Annotated in this window: 18 protein-coding genes; 9 read left to right on the forward strand and 9 right to left on the reverse strand. The window is 68.1% G+C overall.

Going from position 1 to position 14288, the window contains the following annotated elements:
- The first annotated feature begins 14 nt into the window (after positions 1-14).
- The gene (locus FHS07_RS08535; RefSeq protein ID WP_183419507.1) at positions 15-1037 is read left to right on the forward strand and encodes a DUF4062 domain-containing protein; all 1023 of its coding nucleotides are present in this window, start codon (positions 15-17) and stop codon (positions 1035-1037) included.
- Positions 1038-1174: 137 nt separating this feature from the next.
- Here the strand turns inward: FHS07_RS08535 and FHS07_RS08540 are convergent, their stop codons facing one another.
- Positions 1175-1390, reverse strand: coding sequence for a hypothetical protein (locus FHS07_RS08540; RefSeq protein ID WP_183419508.1), 216 nt, complete (start codon positions 1388-1390; stop codon positions 1175-1177).
- A gap of 31 nt (positions 1391-1421) precedes the next feature.
- Between FHS07_RS08540 and FHS07_RS08545 the strand changes: the two genes are divergently transcribed.
- Positions 1422-1865, forward strand: coding sequence for a hypothetical protein (locus tag FHS07_RS08545; RefSeq protein ID WP_183419509.1), 444 nt, complete (start codon positions 1422-1424; stop codon positions 1863-1865).
- A 38-nt stretch (positions 1866-1903) separates the two neighbouring features.
- On the opposite strand, the gene FHS07_RS08550 is transcribed toward FHS07_RS08545, so the two are convergent.
- Positions 1904-2380: a hypothetical protein gene (locus FHS07_RS08550; RefSeq protein WP_183419510.1), complete on the reverse strand. Its 477-nt coding sequence runs from the start codon at positions 2378-2380 to the stop codon at positions 1904-1906.
- Positions 2381-2732: 352 nt separating this feature from the next.
- On the opposite strand from FHS07_RS08550, the gene FHS07_RS08555 reads away from it, so the two are divergent.
- Positions 2733-4301 carry a phage portal protein gene (locus FHS07_RS08555; protein ID WP_183419511.1) on the forward strand — a complete coding sequence of 523 codons (1569 nt, stop codon included), beginning with the start codon at positions 2733-2735 and terminating at the stop codon, positions 4299-4301.
- Here the strand turns inward: FHS07_RS08555 and FHS07_RS08560 are convergent.
- Positions 4292-4831 (reverse strand): hypothetical protein, encoded by a 540-nt coding sequence (locus tag FHS07_RS08560; protein WP_183419512.1) that lies wholly within the window; start codon positions 4829-4831, stop codon positions 4292-4294. The two genes, FHS07_RS08555 and FHS07_RS08560, sit on opposite strands and share 10 nt — an antisense overlap.
- Before the next feature lie 29 nt (positions 4832-4860).
- Between FHS07_RS08560 and FHS07_RS08565 the strand changes: the two genes are divergently transcribed.
- A complete protein-coding gene (locus tag FHS07_RS08565; protein WP_183419513.1) occupies positions 4861-5100 on the forward strand; it encodes a hypothetical protein in 240 nt (79 codons plus the stop codon).
- Here FHS07_RS08565 and FHS07_RS08570 read toward each other — a convergent pair.
- The 3 genes from FHS07_RS08570 to serB all read right to left on the reverse strand — a co-directional run bounded on the left by FHS07_RS08570 (position 5042) and on the right by serB (position 7052).
- Positions 5042-5530, reverse strand: coding sequence for a hypothetical protein (locus FHS07_RS08570; protein WP_183419514.1), 489 nt, complete (start codon positions 5528-5530; stop codon positions 5042-5044). The two genes, FHS07_RS08565 and FHS07_RS08570, sit on opposite strands and share 59 nt — an antisense overlap.
- Positions 5531-5580: 50 nt before the next feature.
- Complete coding sequence (locus FHS07_RS08575) at positions 5581-6258, reverse strand: alpha/beta fold hydrolase (protein ID WP_183419515.1); 678 nt, start codon at positions 6256-6258, stop codon at positions 5581-5583.
- Between the two features lie 152 nt (positions 6259-6410).
- On the reverse strand, positions 6411-7052 hold the full coding sequence (gene serB, locus FHS07_RS08580; RefSeq protein WP_183419516.1) for a phosphoserine phosphatase SerB: 642 nt from the start codon (positions 7050-7052) through the stop codon (positions 6411-6413).
- A gap of 192 nt (positions 7053-7244) precedes the next feature.
- On the opposite strand from serB, the gene FHS07_RS08585 reads away from it, so the two are divergent.
- The gene (locus FHS07_RS08585; protein WP_183419517.1) at positions 7245-7718 is read left to right on the forward strand and encodes an S-ribosylhomocysteine lyase; all 474 of its coding nucleotides are present in this window, start codon (positions 7245-7247) and stop codon (positions 7716-7718) included.
- A 155-nt stretch (positions 7719-7873) separates the two neighbouring features.
- On the opposite strand, the gene glgC is transcribed toward FHS07_RS08585, so the two are convergent.
- Positions 7874-9118, reverse strand: coding sequence for a glucose-1-phosphate adenylyltransferase (gene glgC / locus FHS07_RS08590; RefSeq protein WP_055955094.1), 1245 nt, complete (start codon positions 9116-9118; stop codon positions 7874-7876).
- A 76-nt stretch (positions 9119-9194) separates the two neighbouring features.
- Between glgC and glgA the strand changes: the two genes are divergently transcribed.
- From glgA to FHS07_RS08605, 3 genes are all read left to right on the forward strand, one after another.
- Positions 9195-10385, forward strand: coding sequence for a glycogen synthase (gene glgA, locus FHS07_RS08595; RefSeq protein WP_183419518.1), 1191 nt, complete (start codon positions 9195-9197; stop codon positions 10383-10385).
- A 109-nt stretch (positions 10386-10494) separates the two neighbouring features.
- Entirely contained in the window at positions 10495-11277 is a 783-nt protein-coding gene (locus tag FHS07_RS08600; RefSeq protein WP_183419519.1) for an ABC transporter ATP-binding protein, read from the forward strand.
- A gap of 155 nt (positions 11278-11432) precedes the next feature.
- Complete coding sequence (locus FHS07_RS08605; RefSeq protein WP_013586710.1) at positions 11433-11684, forward strand: type B 50S ribosomal protein L31; 252 nt, start codon at positions 11433-11435, stop codon at positions 11682-11684.
- Between the two features lie 134 nt (positions 11685-11818).
- Here the strand turns inward: FHS07_RS08605 and FHS07_RS08610 are convergent, their stop codons facing one another.
- A complete protein-coding gene (locus FHS07_RS08610; protein WP_343054659.1) occupies positions 11819-12106 on the reverse strand; it encodes an HNH endonuclease signature motif containing protein in 288 nt (95 codons plus the stop codon).
- Between the two features lie 263 nt (positions 12107-12369).
- Complete coding sequence (locus tag FHS07_RS08615) at positions 12370-13104, reverse strand: exonuclease domain-containing protein (RefSeq protein WP_183419520.1); 735 nt, start codon at positions 13102-13104, stop codon at positions 12370-12372.
- Between the two features lie 307 nt (positions 13105-13411).
- Between FHS07_RS08615 and FHS07_RS08620 the strand changes: the two genes are divergently transcribed.
- A complete protein-coding gene (locus FHS07_RS08620) occupies positions 13412-14284 on the forward strand; it encodes an alpha/beta fold hydrolase (protein WP_183419521.1) in 873 nt (290 codons plus the stop codon).
- The last annotated feature ends 4 nt before the right edge of the window (positions 14285-14288 follow it).

Below are 14288 nucleotides of genomic sequence, written 5' to 3' on the forward strand. Positions count from 1 at the left end.
GAGATGCTGAGCACGTGGACGTGAAGCATCAAGTCTTTGTCAGTTCGACCTACGTGGATCTCGTCGACGAGCGACGTGAAGTGATGCAGGCTCTTCTGGAACTCAGCTGCATCCCCGCCGGTATGGAGATGTTCCCTGCTGCGAACGAGGACCAGTGGGAATTGATCAGGACGGTGATCGATGAAAGTGACTACTACGTGGTTATTGTCGGCGGGCGTTACGGCAGCGTGACAGCCGAGGGCGTTAGCTACACGGAGAAGGAGTTCGACTACGCCGTCGAACGTGGAAAGCCAATTGCTGGGTTCATCCACGCGTCACCTGGAGATATCCCAGCCAGCAAAACCGAGCTCGACCCGGCTGCGGCCGAGCGTTTGGACGCCTTCCGAGAGAAGGTTAAGAAGCGTGTGGTGAAGACATTCACGGACCCCGCTTCTCTCGGCGGCGCCGTGTCCCGCAGTTTGGTCGCGCTGATGAAGAAGCATCCTAAGCCCGGCTGGGTGCGGGGTGAACATGCGATGACTGACGCGACTCGAGCCGAAATTGCGGACCTCCGCGCGACCCTCGCCGACATGGAGAAGACCGCTGCCGTCGGCGCAGTCCAGTCGGAGCAATCCGACCCGACGTACGCGCAAGGCTCCGATCTGGTGAAGCTGCGATACGGCCTTGCAGTGAAGGGTTGGGGTGACGGCACCTGGGAGGGTTCCACTGCAGTCCCCTGGGACGACGTCTTCAGTGCTCTCGGGCCGCTGATGATCGATGAGGCCTCAAGCCAGGTGCTGCGCAAGCGTCTCGACGGTTGGCTTCTCACGCAGGTCAACAATCTGCCGCGCCACGCCTCCGAACTCACCCTTTCCGTGAACGAGGACGACTGGCAATCGGTGATCATTCAGTTGCGAGCGCTCCGCCTCGTGAATATGAGCATCCGGAAGCGCGGTGTTGCAGATAAGTCGACCTACTGGACTCTCACCTCGCTCGGTGATCGGCATCTCGTAGAGCTACGCGCGGCGCGTCGGTCCGAGACGGTCGAGAGTGCGTGAGATGGATGGCTCCATCGACAAGCCCCGGGTGTCCACATGGTGTGGGCCGGGGCTTCGTCGTGGGCGGAGTGATCCACGATCTAGTTCTTATCCTGCCTGTTTTGACACTTTTGCACCTTTTTCAAGGTGGGTTCGCCTCAGCGGCGTGTCGGGATGCCGCGGGGCCGCCCGCGCTTCTGCGTGAGGGCCACACGCCCGACGGCTTTCGACGGGACGACGGTGCGGCCTTCACCGTCGGTGTCGGTGGCGAGGAGGCCGCGGTCGATCCACCGGTACACGGTGCGCTCGGCCTTCCCGACGACGAGGGCGGCGACCTTGACGGTGATCCACGCGGGTAATTTCTGGTCACTCATGCGACTCCCGTCCGGTAGGTAGGCTCCGATGGTGGACGAACTGTGGGGAAGTTTGCTCGGCAACGCTGTGGGAGCCGTGGCGGGCGCGCTCGCCGGTGCTGCCGTCACCTGGGTCGTCGCCCGTCGCAAGCGCGTCGTCTGGGAACTCGAGCACGTCCGCGGCGAGCAATGGACGCTCTCTTACAGGGGTCGACGAACGGCATGGGACGCGAAGGTCCGTCCTGTCATGAGCCCATCCGCCACCGCGCGGGCGCAGGCGGGGAGCCCGCCTATCACGACCGTCTACGGCGATTGGGTTCGTGGCGATCGCGCAAAAATTTCGAACTTCGAGAGCGGCGAAGAGTTGTATCTCGAGTGGTTCGACCGGCGAAAGCGCACGGCCAGGATTCAGACGCGGGAGGCGCAGAGCCGGTACGAAGTGGTAGCCGCGCAGGTCAGTGACGTCGCGATCACCAAAATGGCGACGGTCGGGTAGAGGACAGCCCTGGTTCGTTTGCTCGACGCTCGCGGTTTTCAAGCGCTACTCCTCTCGTGGGCGGACGTCCGGCTGATGGTGTGGGCGTCGGTGATGATCCAGGCGTCGCGGGGTGCGGAGCCGGGGGCGGCGGTGGCGAGGTCGGCGTCCCACAGGGCGGGGATGCCCGCGTGGCGGGACTGCACGCCGATGAGGTGACACCAGCAGTCGCAGTCGACGTCGGGACATTCGACGTGCTCGAGCGCGTCATCTGACTCGCAGGCGGTCGACCCGCCCCAGGACGCGGGGCCCGTGCGGATCTTGTCGAGCCGGTGCCCGCAGTGCTGGCACTCGACGACGGTGAACGCCCCGACGACGCGCTCCCGGTTCCGTGTCGCCGTGAGCAGACCACACTCGGGGCACCGCGCGGGCGGGGGTGCCGTCTGCGCGCGTTCCTCGACCTCGAGCGTGCGGTAGGCGTTCAGCGCGGCGTGAGCGAACTGGATCGCGTGCGCCGCGCCGGCGGGCGTGTTCACCCACATGAGCAGGGTGAGGTCCGACGATCGCGAACGCCCTCGACGCGGGGCAGCTCGTCGTCACCGACCGGTGCACAGGGTTCACCGAAGAGGTCACCGAATATCGCTGGTCGTCAAAGGCGACTGAGAACGGTGACGACGAAGTGGTCAAGGAGAACGATCACAGCCTCGATGCCGGCCGGTACATCGCCCACTCGACGACGAACTACTGGAAGCCGCAGCTCGCGGCCGCATAGACACCGCGGAGGGCGCGCACCTCGGCCGGGACACAGATCCCTGGCACGGCAGGAAAGCGCGCCTGCCTCACACATCGTGCCCTCCGCGGCTCACTCCACCCGAAGGGGGTCTCCTGATGCCGATCCCCGCCGAGAACACCGCGTGGCCGCCCGCCCCGTGGGATGAGGCGTACAAGGCGTACGCGCTGAACGAGGCATGGCAACTCGGCGACACCGCCGCGCTCGAGCGTCTCTACGCGTCCGACCGTCAGGCCGCCGCCACGCACACCCACCGCGGGCAGGCGTACCGTGGCGGGCTCGTCGGCGCCGCGTCGAAGATGTTCTGGGGACGCCCCGTCCCCGCGAACGAGAACCGCACCCGCATCCACGTCCCCGCCCCGGCCGACCTCGCCACGCTGTCGTCGGACCTGGTGTTCGCGGAACCGCCGGAGGTGTCCCTCGGCACCGACGGGAACGACATCGCGAAGAAGCGCCTCGAACTCATTGCGAACAGCGAAGCCGCGCACGCCACCTGGAACACCATGGGCGAGCTGAAAGCGGCGCTCGGCGCGACGGTCATCACCTCCGCGTGGGACGTCGACGTCGCTGATCACGTGTGGCTCGAGGTCGCCGCCGCCGACGTCGTCATCCCCGTCTTTCGCCGCGGTGTCATGGTCGAGTGCACGATGTGGACCGAGTATCGCGAGGACCGCGCCCAGTTCGTGTACCGGCACCTGGAGCACCACGAGCTCGGCGCGATCGAGCACGCCCTGTTCCGCGGGACGGAGACCAACCTCGGCAAGCGCGTCCCCCTGCAGGACCGCCCCGAGACGGCGGCATTCGCGAGCGTGGTGAACGCGGACTCCCGCATCCTCACCGGCATCGACCGTCTCACCTGCTCGTACAACCCGAACATGCCGACCCGCGCATGGCGGAAGAAGGGCGTCCTCGCCAACACGGGACGCTCCGACTACGCGGGGCTGCACGGCCTGTTCGATGCGCTCGACGAGACGTTCTCGTCGTGGATGCGCGACCTCCGTCAGGGCGCGGGCCGCATCCTCGTTCCCGACGCGATGCTCGACTACCTCGGCCCCGGCATGGGTGCCGCGTTCGACATGGGTCGCGAGGTGTTCGCCGGGCTGAACTCCCCCGGCCAGCCCGACAAGCTCACCATCGACAAGGTCCAGTTCGAGATCCGTGTCGAGCAGCACGAGCGCACCGCATTCGCCCTGTACCGGGAGATCCTCCGCGCCGCCGGCTATTCCCAGTCCGCGTGGGGTGACTACTCCGGCGGTGGGCAGGGCGGCCAGCAGACCGCGACGGAGGTCGACGACCGGAACAAGGCGTCGGAGCGCACCCGCGACAAGAAGATCCTGTACGACCGCGCCGCGATCAGTCGTCAGGCGTCGGTCGCGCTCGCGCTCGACGGAAAGCTCTTCCCTGGGAAGGGTGGCGGCCGGTTCGAGCAGCCGACGGTGATCTTCCCCGACGTGTCGCAGGAGGACCCGGAGAAGCTCGCGCGGACCCTGTCGCTCCTGGATGCGGCCGGGGCGATCAGCCTATGGGAGAAGGTCGCTCGCGCGAACCCCGACTGGGGTGAGGACGAGATCAAGGTCGAGGTCGGCCGTATCCGTGAGGAGCGCGGCACGGTCCCCGACCCGGCAAAGTTCGACGGTGAGTCGGCCGGTGAGGTTTCTCAGGGCTGAGTCTCGTCCCACGCTTTGTTCATCCGCTTTTCGAGATCGACCGCTTGCTGCGCCCACTCCTTCTCCCATTTGCCCGTGACCGCGAACTCGGACGTCCGCTTCACGAGCTCTTTGAGGTGGTCGAAGCGAGCGGAGCGCGCAGCTTCGCCCGCCGTCATTTCGCCGTTCCCGTCGCCGTGATCTTCTTCCCAGCGGCAAAGCGCGTCGAAGCCGCTGACATTTTCGATGTCTCGCGAGAGGTAGTCCGCAAATGCGCGGTCGTGAATGAGAAGTGCTTCATCCGCTGCACCTAGGACGAGGTCATATTTAGGGGAACGTCCCTCGCGGCCCGCTGCGACGTTGTCCACGCGCAGCGTTCGCAGACGGTCCACTACACCTTCGACCAGCTTGCGACGCTCCGCCTTGTCCTGCTGACGCTTGAGAAGGCCAGCCAACCAAAAGTCCACGACGGGCTTGAGCAGGCTCATGATGCCGGTGACTGCGGCTCCCACGACGGTACCCGTCAGGAGCGCTGGCAGAAGAAGGTCCATACGCCGAACGTAGCGGGGTGGAGCTGTAAATGGCGCTGTTCAAGCCGGACCCCGACCGCACGATCGAGGACATCGTCGAGGACCTCGGCCGGGAGATCGCCGACCGCTTCCGCGACGCGGAGGACGAAGCGATCGCCGAGGTCGCCTCACGCGCACGCCGCGACATGGACCTCGCCGCCCGACTGCCCGAAGCGACCGCAGGCGCGGGGCTCACCGTCGCGGAACCTGGATACCGGGGAGCACGTCGTTCACCGCCGGCCACGGTGTGAGGCCGGTGCCGCGGAGGTCCTGCTGCATCTGCATGTGCATCGACGCGGCGGCCGGGTCGAGCATAAGGAACCGCGGCTGCACGGTCAGCGGGTACGGGGTGTGGTCCTGCGGGAGCCACGCCCGGAACTTCTCGGAGAGGGCGGCGTCGGTGAGGCGGAGGTCGTTGTGGTCCTTCGGGTTGTACCGCCACTCGTCCATCAGGATCAGGCGCGGTTTCGGTTCGTCGGACACTCCGAGCATGAGCGCCGCGGTCGTGTTCGTCGTGCCGTAGTCCATGCCGATGCCCATGACGTCCCGCAGGCGCGGCATGTCCGCGAACGGGATGACGTGACGGGCGGGGTCCCACATCGGGTAGACGGCGCCCTCAGCGTTCGTCCACTCGCCCTTGATCATCCGGTCGTAAAACACACCGGAGAACGACGCCTCCATGTCGGCGATGGTCTCGCGGGTCGCGAACCGGGTGAGCGCCGACGGCGGTCTTACCGCACAGCGGCCACCAGCTTCTCCGCGAACTCCGCGGGTTGCGAGAATTGCGGCCAGTGGCCCGAACCGAGGTGCACGACCTCGACGTCGACGATGCGACCGAACTCTTCGGCGTACGCGCCCCAATCGGCGAGGACGCGCGGCAGGGACTCGGCGTCGAGCTGACCGGACAGGATCGTCACGGGAACCGAGAACCGACGGTCGTCACCGAGGGTGATGGGCGAGGTCGGCACCCGCCCGGGCACGTCGACCACCTGTTCGGCGGTGCGGCGACGCGTCTCGTCGTCGATATCGGCGACGTCGTCGTGGTCGAAGAAGTCCCAGCCCGGGAAGTGCACCACCCCGTCGTGGACGGGGAACTCCGAGATCATCGCTCCGGGGTGCGGCACGATCGTGTCGACCAAGATGACGCGCGCGATGCGCTCGGGCCGCCGATCGGCGGCGCCCCACACGACGTTGCCCCCGCCTGAATGCCCGACGAGCACGACGGGCTGATCGAGACGGTCGATCTCCGAGACGACGGCATCGACCCAGTCGTCGACGACCAGGTCGCCGACCGCCGGACCGGGCATGCTCAACGGGTGCGGTCGGTGCCCTGCCGCTTCGAGAGCGGGAACGAGGTCGTCCCACGACGACGCGGTGAGCCAGAGTCCGGGTACGAGGATGATGTCCATGCGGGGAGCGTAGGACGGGGTTACGACATCGGAGAAGAGGGACCGTGCGGACCGTCGGGGGCGGGTGACGGTCCCTTCGAAGCGCTCGGGGACCTCGCGAGGGCGGAGGTCTGTCGAGCGGGTCCGTCCCGGACGGGCGTCTCGCGACCGGGTCAGCGAGGCAGCAGGGCGATGACCTCGGCGAGGTCGACGGCGTCGATCACGAGGTCGGCGCGTTCTCGCACGGTGGGCTTCGCGTTGAAGGCCAGCCCCAGACCGGCGACCGCCATCATCTCGAGGTCGTTCGCGCCGTCGCCGATCGCGAAGGTCAGGGCGAGGGGGACGCCGTGATCGGCGGCCCAGGACTGCAGTGTCTCGGCCTTGGCCGTGGCATCCACGATCCCACCGTCGACCTCGCCTGTGAGTGCCCCCTCGGATGTCGCGAGACGGTTCGCGCGCCAGACGTCGACGCCGAGATCGGGGGCGATGGTGTCCAGCACCTCGTGGAAGCCGCCCGAGACCACGCCGACGACTCCGCCGCGCTCGTGCACCGCGGCGATGAGCTCGCGCACACCGGGAGTGGGTTCGATGCGGGCGATCGCGCGGGCGAAGGCGTCGGTGGAGACTCCGGTCAGCGCCTTCACTCGGGAACGCAGGCTGGTGGCGAAGTCGACCTCGCCGCGCATGGCGGCTTCGGTGGCGGCGGCGACCTCGGCACCGCGACCGGCTTCGTCGGCGAGGAGTTCGATGACCTCGTTGCGGATCAGGGTGGAGTCGGCATCGAGCACGACGAGGAAGCGGGCGGGCGCAGGCACGCGCTCGACCCTAGCGGGTCGCGAGGATCGGCATCGATCGCGAGGGGCGGCGGCCCGGTGGGCCCGGTCGCTGGACCTGCCCGCCCGGCGTCACAGCGGCTTTCGGGTCACTCCGTGTCGCAGACCGACGTCGATGTCGGCGGGCGCGCGTAGTCTCTTCCGGTACCCCAGACCTTCGAGAAGGGACCCCCCATGGCCGACGTCGAGAGCTTCACCCTGGACCACACCGCCGTGCTGGCACCATACGTGCGCCTGATCGGCTCCGAGTCGGGACCGCGCGGCGACGTCATCTCGAACTTCGATCTGCGTCTCGTGCAACCGAACGAGGGTGAGATCCCCACCGCGGGGCTGCACACCATCGAGCACCTGCTTGCGAGCCTCGTGCGTGACCGCATCGACGGACTCATCGACATCTCGCCGTTCGGATGCCGCACCGGTTTCCACGTGATCATGTGGGGCGAGCCCGACGTGGCATCGCTCGTCGACGCGATCTCCGACTCGCTGCGCGCGATCGCCGAGGACGTGCAGTGGGACGACGTGCCCGGCACCGACGCGTACAGCTGCGGCAACTACCGCGACCACAGCCTGCACAGTGCTCGCGAATGGTCGAAGGCCGTGCTCGAGAAGGGCATCAGCCGCGACGCGTTCGCACGTGTGGGCGTCTGATCCGACCGTCGAGCGGTGGCGGTGATCAGCCGCGACGCGTTCGCACGCGTGAGCGTCCGTGCGTCTCCCGATCAGGATGCCGAAGGGGCGGTGACCATTGCGGTCACCGCCCCTTCGGGTATCCGGGACCCCTGGCATCCGGGTCCGGCTGATGTTCACGCGTGGACGTGCACGTCCTTGCCGACGACGGTGATGCCCGTCTCGGTGACGGTGAAGCCGCGCGCGAGGTCGCGGTCGCGGTCGACGCCGATCGTCGCACCGGGCTCGAGCACGACGTTCTTGTCGAGGATCGCGCGGTGGATGCGCGCCCCTGCGCCGACCTGCACGCTGTCGAAGAGCACCGAGTCGGTGATCGTCGAGCCGCCGCCGGCGAGGGCCCATGGGCCGACGACGCTGCGCTCGAGGTGCGTGCCCGACAGCACCGAACCGAGCGAGACGATCGAGTCGATCGCGTTGCCGATGCGTCCGACCGAGTCGCGCACGAACTTCGCCGGCGGGGCGTTGAAGGTCTGCGAGTAGATCGGCCAGTCGGTGTTGTAGAGGTTGAAGATCGGGAGGGTGGAGATCAGGTCCATGTGGGCGTCGTAGAACGACTCGATCGTGCCCACGTCGCGCCAGTACGAGCGGTCGCGCGGCGTGGAGCCCGGAACGTCGTTGCGCTGGAAGTCGTAGACGGCCGCTTCACCGCGGTTGACGAAGTAGGGGACGATGTCGCCGCCCATGTCGTGTGCCGAGGTCGGCAGTTCGCCGTCGTGCGTCACGGCCTCGACGAGGGCGTCGGCGTCGAAGATGTAGTTGCCCATCGAGGCGAGCACCTCGTGCGGGGCGTCGGCCAGGCCCGTCGGGTTCTGCGGCTTCTCGAGGAACTCGCGGATCTTCGTCGGATCGGTCGGATCGGTGTCGATGACGCCGAACTGGTTCGCGAGCCCGATGGGTTGACGGATGCCGGCGATGGTGGCGCGCGCATCGGAGGCGATGTGCGCATCGAGCATCTGGTTGAAGTCCATGCGGTAGACGTGGTCGGCGCCGATGACGGCGACGATGTCGGGCTTCTCGTCGCGGATGAGGTTCATCGACTGCAGGATCGCGTCGGCGGAACCGGAGAACCACCTCTTACCCAGGCGCTGCTGCGCGGGAACCGACGCGACGTAGGCGCCCAGCATCGGCGACATGCGCCACGTCTGCGAGATGTGACGGTCGAGGCTGTGCGACTTGTACTGCGTCAGCACGACCAACTGTCTGAGGCCCGAGTTGATCAGGTTCGAGATCGCGAAGTCGATCAGGCGATACTGGCCGCCGAACGGGACGGCGGGTTTCGCGCGGTCGGCCGTGAGGGGCATGAGTCGTTTTCCCTCGCCGCCGGCGAGGATGATTCCGAAGACCTTCGGCGCTGCAGGCATGGCACCACCCTAGGGGGCGCGGGGGGATGCAGGTATACGTGTACGGCGCGCCGTGTGCTGTACTACGGTTCGTCTCATGCGCGTCGACATCGTGACCAAGGAGTACCCGCCGGAGATCTACGGGGGAGCCGGGGTCCACGCCACGGAGCTGGTGAAGGCATTGCGTTCCGAGGGCACCGACGTGCAGGTTCGCGCCTTCGGCGCTCCTCGCGACGAGGCCGACACGACCGCCTATGGCGTGCCGGCTGAGCTGGCCTCCGCGAACGGCGCGATCCAGACCCTCGGCACCGACCTCGAGATCGTCTCCGACGTCGCGGGTGCCGACGTGGTTCACTCGCACACGTGGTACGCGAATTTCGCCGGCCACCTGGCATCCCTTCTCCACGGCATCCCGCACGTCGTCACCGCCCACAGCCTCGAGCCGTTGCGGCCCTGGAAGGCCGAGCAGCTCGGCGGCGGGTACGCGGTGTCGAGCTACATCGAGAAGACCGCCTACGAGGGCGCCGCCGCCGTCGTCGCCGTGAGTTCGGGCATGCGCGACGACATCCTGCGCAGCTACCCGTCGCTGGATCCCGCCAAGGTGCGCGTCATCTACAACGGCATCGATACCGAGTCGTGGCATCCGGTGTCGGACGACGATTTCCTCGCGACAGTCGGGATCGATCCGACGCGTCCCTCGGTCGTCTTCGTCGGACGCATCACCCGTCAGAAGGGCCTGCCGTACCTGCTGCGCGCCGCCGAGCGTCTGCCGAAGGACGTGCAGCTGATCCTGTGCGCGGGCGCACCCGACACCCCGCAGATCATGGCCGAGGTGCAGGAGCTCGTGCGCGGGCTGCAGGCGACGCGTGACGGTGTCGTCTGGATCGACCGGTTGCTGCCGCGCACGGAACTGTGTGCGATCCTCACCGCTGCGACGACGTTCGTGTGCCCCTCGGTGTACGAGCCACTGGGGATCGTGAACCTCGAAGCGATGGCGTGCGGTGCAGCAGTCGTGGGGACCGCGACCGGTGGCATCCCCGAGGTCGTCGTCGACGGCGTCACCGGCCGACTCGTCCCTATCGAGCAGGTGCAGGACGGCACGGGAACGCCCGTCGATCCCGAGCGCTTCGTCTCCGACCTGGCTCGCGTGCTCACCGAGGTCGTGATGGATGCCGAAACGGCTCGCGCCTACGGGCAGGCCGGTCGTCAGCGCGCCATCGACGACTTCAGCTGGGCGGCGATCGCCGAGACCACCGCGGCGCTGTACGCGGAGGTTGCGGGGAAATAACGGCCCCGGTCCGGCATCCCTTCGGCGCGGCGATCCTCCACAGCCCCGACGTCGTCCTCGCATGTCGCGTCACGCTCGGGGGCCTGCCGCGCGCGGCTAGGCTAGCCCCATGCCGCAGGTGCTGGAGTTCTCCGATGTCGTCGTCCGCCGCAACGGTCGGGACATCGTGTCCCACCTCGACTGGACGGTCGCGGATGACGAGCGCTGGGTCGTTCTCGGACCGAACGGCGCCGGTAAGACCACCGTCCTGCAGCTCGCCGACACCCTGCTGCACCCCACGTCGGGTGCGGTGACGATCCTCGGCGAGCGGCTTGGACGCACAGACGTGTTCGAGCTGCGCCCGCGGATCGGTTTCGCCTCGTCGGCCATGGCACGTCGGGTGCCGCCGGAGGAGACGGTGCTCGATGTCGTCCTGACCGCGGCCTTCTCGGTCGTGGGGCGGTGGCGCGAGGACTACGACGACATCGACGAGCGACGCGCGTTGCGGGTGCTCGCCGAGTGGAAGCTCGACCATCTCGCCGATCGCACGTTCGGCACACTCAGCGACGGCGAGCAGAAGCGCGTGCAGATCGCGCGTGCGGTGATGACCGACCCCGAACTGCTGCTGCTCGATGAGCCCACGGCGAGCCTCGACCTCGGGGCACGCGAAGAGCTCCTCGGCCTGCTGTCCGGCTATGCGCAGGCGCCGACGACGCCGGCGATGGTGATGGTGACGCACCACGTCGAGGAGATCCCGGTCGGGTTCACCCACGTGCTGCTGCTGCGCGACGGTGAGGTCGTGGCATCCGGTCCCCTCGGCGAGGCGCTGACCGCCGAAAACCTGACGGCGACCTTCGGCCTGGAGATCGTCCTGACCCACGAAGCCGGCCGGTACGCGGCGCGCGCCGTCTGACGTTCGGTCGGTGCGTCTGCCCTCACGAGATGCGGGCCGACCTCGCTGACCGTCGATCGGGCTCGCGCCTGGTAGACTTTCCTGTTGGTGCCCTCGGCGCCGCAGACTTTGACGTCCTGGCAGAATCCAGGGCACCACTTCTCAAAGGACCTTCCATGAAGACTGACATCCACCCCACGTACAAGGCCGTCGTGTTCCGCGACCTCGGTTCGGGCGACACGTTCCTCACCCGCTCGACCGTCTCCAGCGACAAGACGATCGAACTCGACGGTGTGGAGTACCCCGTCATCGACGTGGAAATCTCGTCGGCCTCGCACCCGTTCTACACGGGCAAGCAGCGCATCATGGACTCGGCCGGTCGTGTCGAGAAGTTCAACCAGCGCTTCAAGAACTTCGGCGGTCGTTGAGTTTCAACGGATTCGCATCGAGAACCCCTCGTCCTTCGGGACGGGGGGTTCTCTTCGTTCAGGGCGTCGGGGTGGGGCAGTCGTGCTCCTCGGCCCCGGACAGGACTTCGGGAGCGTGCCTGGAATGCCCTGGCTCAGAACGGGGGTGCATCGGCCTCGTACGTGGCTCCGAGAGGTGAGGTCCAGCGAAGATCGCCCGTCTCGGGATCGTGGGAGGGAGTGCACCCGGTCTCGTGACGCAGACGATGGTGATGTCGGCACTCGGGTTCGAGGTTGTCGGCATCTGTCGTGCCCCCGTCGGCCCATGCGGTGAGATGGTCGGCCGAACGGGGCTGCGGCGGTCGACGCGGCATCCGTCGCAGAGAGAGCACCGTCGTGCGCGTGCACCCAATCTGCCCACTGCCCTTCGACGTAGAGGTCATCGTCACTCGGCCACGGGCGCCGTCACACGCCCGCAGCACCGGCCGGGGCCGGTCGGCGAGGGGTGCTCGGGTCTCCACGTCGAAACGCTATCCGGGTCCTCCGACATCGACCCGCTCGGGGTGGTCGTGCGGGGGAGAGCCCGCGTGAGGTGCGTCGAGCCGTGGTCGTCGTGCGTGAGAGGGCGCGGGATCGGTTTGCCCACGTCGGAGGGGAAGCGGCGGAGCGTGGACGCGACGGCGTGCCGTTCACGGCCGACTCGCTCTCAGCGGATCGGCCACGCCCCGTCGAGTGGGGGAGCCGTGGCATCGAGGCGTCCGACCTTGATGAAGTATTCGGTGAGACTCGCGGCCTGCGCACGTGCCCACGCGATCTGCCGGGTGTGCAGTTCGTCGAGGGTGGGTGGCATCCACGGCCCGAACTTCTCAGCGAGCGCGAGCGCGAGGCGACCGGCGGCGACCGCGTCGGCGCACGCCTCGTGCGCCGCGTCGAGGGGGACCGCGTAGTGCTCGGCGACGACCGACAGGGTGCGCTTGCCGCGCCGGTAACGGTCGTAGGTCTTGTCGACCACGAGCGGGTCGATGACGGGTGACGGCGCGTGGATCGGCGCGATGCCGTGGCGCACGGCCTCGTTCTTGAGCATCGAGAAATCGAACGGGGCGTTGTACGCCACGACCGGGATACCGGCGGCGAAGAGCGCTCCGAGAGCCTCGACGACCTCGGCCACCACCCGCGGCGCCGGAGCGCCGTCGGCGCGGGCCCGCTCGGTCGAAATGCCATGGATAGCGGCGGCGCCCGCGGGGATCTCGACACCCGGGTCGGCCAGCCAGTCGCGCGCGTCGATCACGTTGCCGTCGGCGTCGAGCACGCCCACGTGCGCGGACACGATGCGGTCGTTCTCGACGTCGATACCGGTCGTCTCGAGGTCGAACACGCCGATGAGGCGCGCCCACTCGGGGGTCTGGAAGAGGGGGAGCGGCTCGGCCTGCCACGTGGTCATGGCGTCACCGTAGAACGGGGCTCCGACATCGCCGTCGAGGCGCGCAGACGGTGGGACGGATGCCGGGTCGGCGGGGAACGGGGGAGGAGGGGTGGCGCTGGCGGAGGAACACGTCAACCGACGGAGCGCGGAGGGGTCGCGTCGACGCGGCAACGGGGAGGGCTGCGTCGATGCGGCGATGCACACGGACTGCATCGACGCGGGAGCGCGGAGGGGACTGCGTCGGGAGCGGACGCCGTGGTGCCCGCGACGGCCCGGACCCCGTCGTCTCGGGTGGATGTCACCAGACCCCTCGTACACTCGACCCATGCCGAACCCCTACGCCGACCTCCTCGCCGCGATCCCCGTCGAGCGCCGCGAGGTCGAGGTGCTGGGGGGGACGACGGCGTACTGGGTGTACGGCGACGACGACGCCGACACGACGATCGTCGCGGTGCACGGCTTCCGTGGCGAGCATCACGGTCTCGATCCGGTGGTGGCGCACCTTCGTGGCATCCGGGTCGTCTCACCCGACCTGCCGGGATTTGGCGAGACGGCGCCCCTCGAGGGGCGCGCACACAATCTCGACGCGTACGCGCAGTGGCTGCGCTCGTTCGTCGAGGCGGTGAGTCCGGATGCCATCGTGCTCGGGCACTCGTTCGGTTCGATCGTGGCGGCTGCGGCCGTGGCCGGAGGGCTCTCGACGCCGAAGCTCATTCTGGTGAACCCGATCGGCGCGCCTGCGCTGGAGGGGCCGCGCGGCATCCTGACGCGTCTCGCGGTGTTCTACTACCTCGCCGGCGCCAAGCTCCCGCGACCGGTGGGTGAAGCCCTGCTGCGCAACGGACTCATCGTGCGCGTCATGAGCAACGCCATGGCCAAGACCCGCGATCCCGCGCTGCGGCGCTTCGTGCACGAGCAGCACGACGAGTACTTCTCGCGCTTCGCGGACCGCGACGTGCTGCACGAGGCGTTCGTGACGAGCGTGTCGCACGATGTGCGGGAGTTCGCGCCGCGGATCGCGCAGCCGACGCTGCTCATCGCCGCCCAGAAGGACGACATCACGCCGATCGAGGCCGAACGGCATCTGGCGACGCTCTTCCCCGACGCGCGGTTGGTGGAGATCCCCGACGTCGGCCACCTCATCCATTACGAGACGCCGGAGGCGGCGGCATCCGCGATCCGGGGGTTCGTGGAGTAGAACT

It is taken from the genome of Microbacterium proteolyticum, assembly GCF_014192415.1.
GTDB lineage: Bacteria > Actinomycetota > Actinomycetes > Actinomycetales > Microbacteriaceae > Microbacterium > Microbacterium proteolyticum.

Bases quoted from the DNA above. Each gene is read 5' to 3' on its own strand.
- FHS07_RS08600 (WP_183419519.1), top strand. From the start codon at position 10,495: ATGCCGCAGGTGCTGGAGTTCTCCGATGTCGTCGTCCGCCGCAACGGT.
- FHS07_RS08565 (WP_183419513.1), top strand. From the start codon at position 4,861: ATGGCGCTGTTCAAGCCGGACCCCGACCGCACGATCGAGGACATCGTC.
- FHS07_RS08555 (WP_183419511.1), top strand. From the start codon at position 2,733: ATGCCGATCCCCGCCGAGAACACCGCGTGGCCGCCCGCCCCGTGGGAT.
- FHS07_RS08605 (WP_013586710.1), top strand. From the start codon at position 11,433: ATGAAGACTGACATCCACCCCACGTACAAGGCCGTCGTGTTCCGCGAC.
- FHS07_RS08560 (WP_183419512.1), bottom strand. From the start codon at position 4,831: ATGGACCTTCTTCTGCCAGCGCTCCTGACGGGTACCGTCGTGGGAGCC.
- FHS07_RS08615 (WP_183419520.1), bottom strand. From the start codon at position 13,104: ATGACCACGTGGCAGGCCGAGCCGCTCCCCCTCTTCCAGACCCCCGAG.
- FHS07_RS08575 (WP_183419515.1), bottom strand. From the start codon at position 6,258: ATGGACATCATCCTCGTACCCGGACTCTGGCTCACCGCGTCGTCGTGG.
- FHS07_RS08570 (WP_183419514.1), bottom strand. From the start codon at position 5,530: ATGGAGGCGTCGTTCTCCGGTGTGTTTTACGACCGGATGATCAAGGGC.
- FHS07_RS08585 (WP_183419517.1), top strand. From the start codon at position 7,245: ATGGCCGACGTCGAGAGCTTCACCCTGGACCACACCGCCGTGCTGGCA.
- glgC (WP_055955094.1), bottom strand. From the start codon at position 9,118: ATGCCTGCAGCGCCGAAGGTCTTCGGAATCATCCTCGCCGGCGGCGAG.
- FHS07_RS08610 (WP_343054659.1), bottom strand. From the start codon at position 12,106: ATGACCTCTACGTCGAAGGGCAGTGGGCAGATTGGGTGCACGCGCACG.
- glgA (WP_183419518.1), top strand. From the start codon at position 9,195: ATGCGCGTCGACATCGTGACCAAGGAGTACCCGCCGGAGATCTACGGG.
- FHS07_RS08620 (WP_183419521.1), top strand. From the start codon at position 13,412: ATGCCGAACCCCTACGCCGACCTCCTCGCCGCGATCCCCGTCGAGCGC.
- FHS07_RS08540 (WP_183419508.1), bottom strand. From the start codon at position 1,390: ATGAGTGACCAGAAATTACCCGCGTGGATCACCGTCAAGGTCGCCGCC.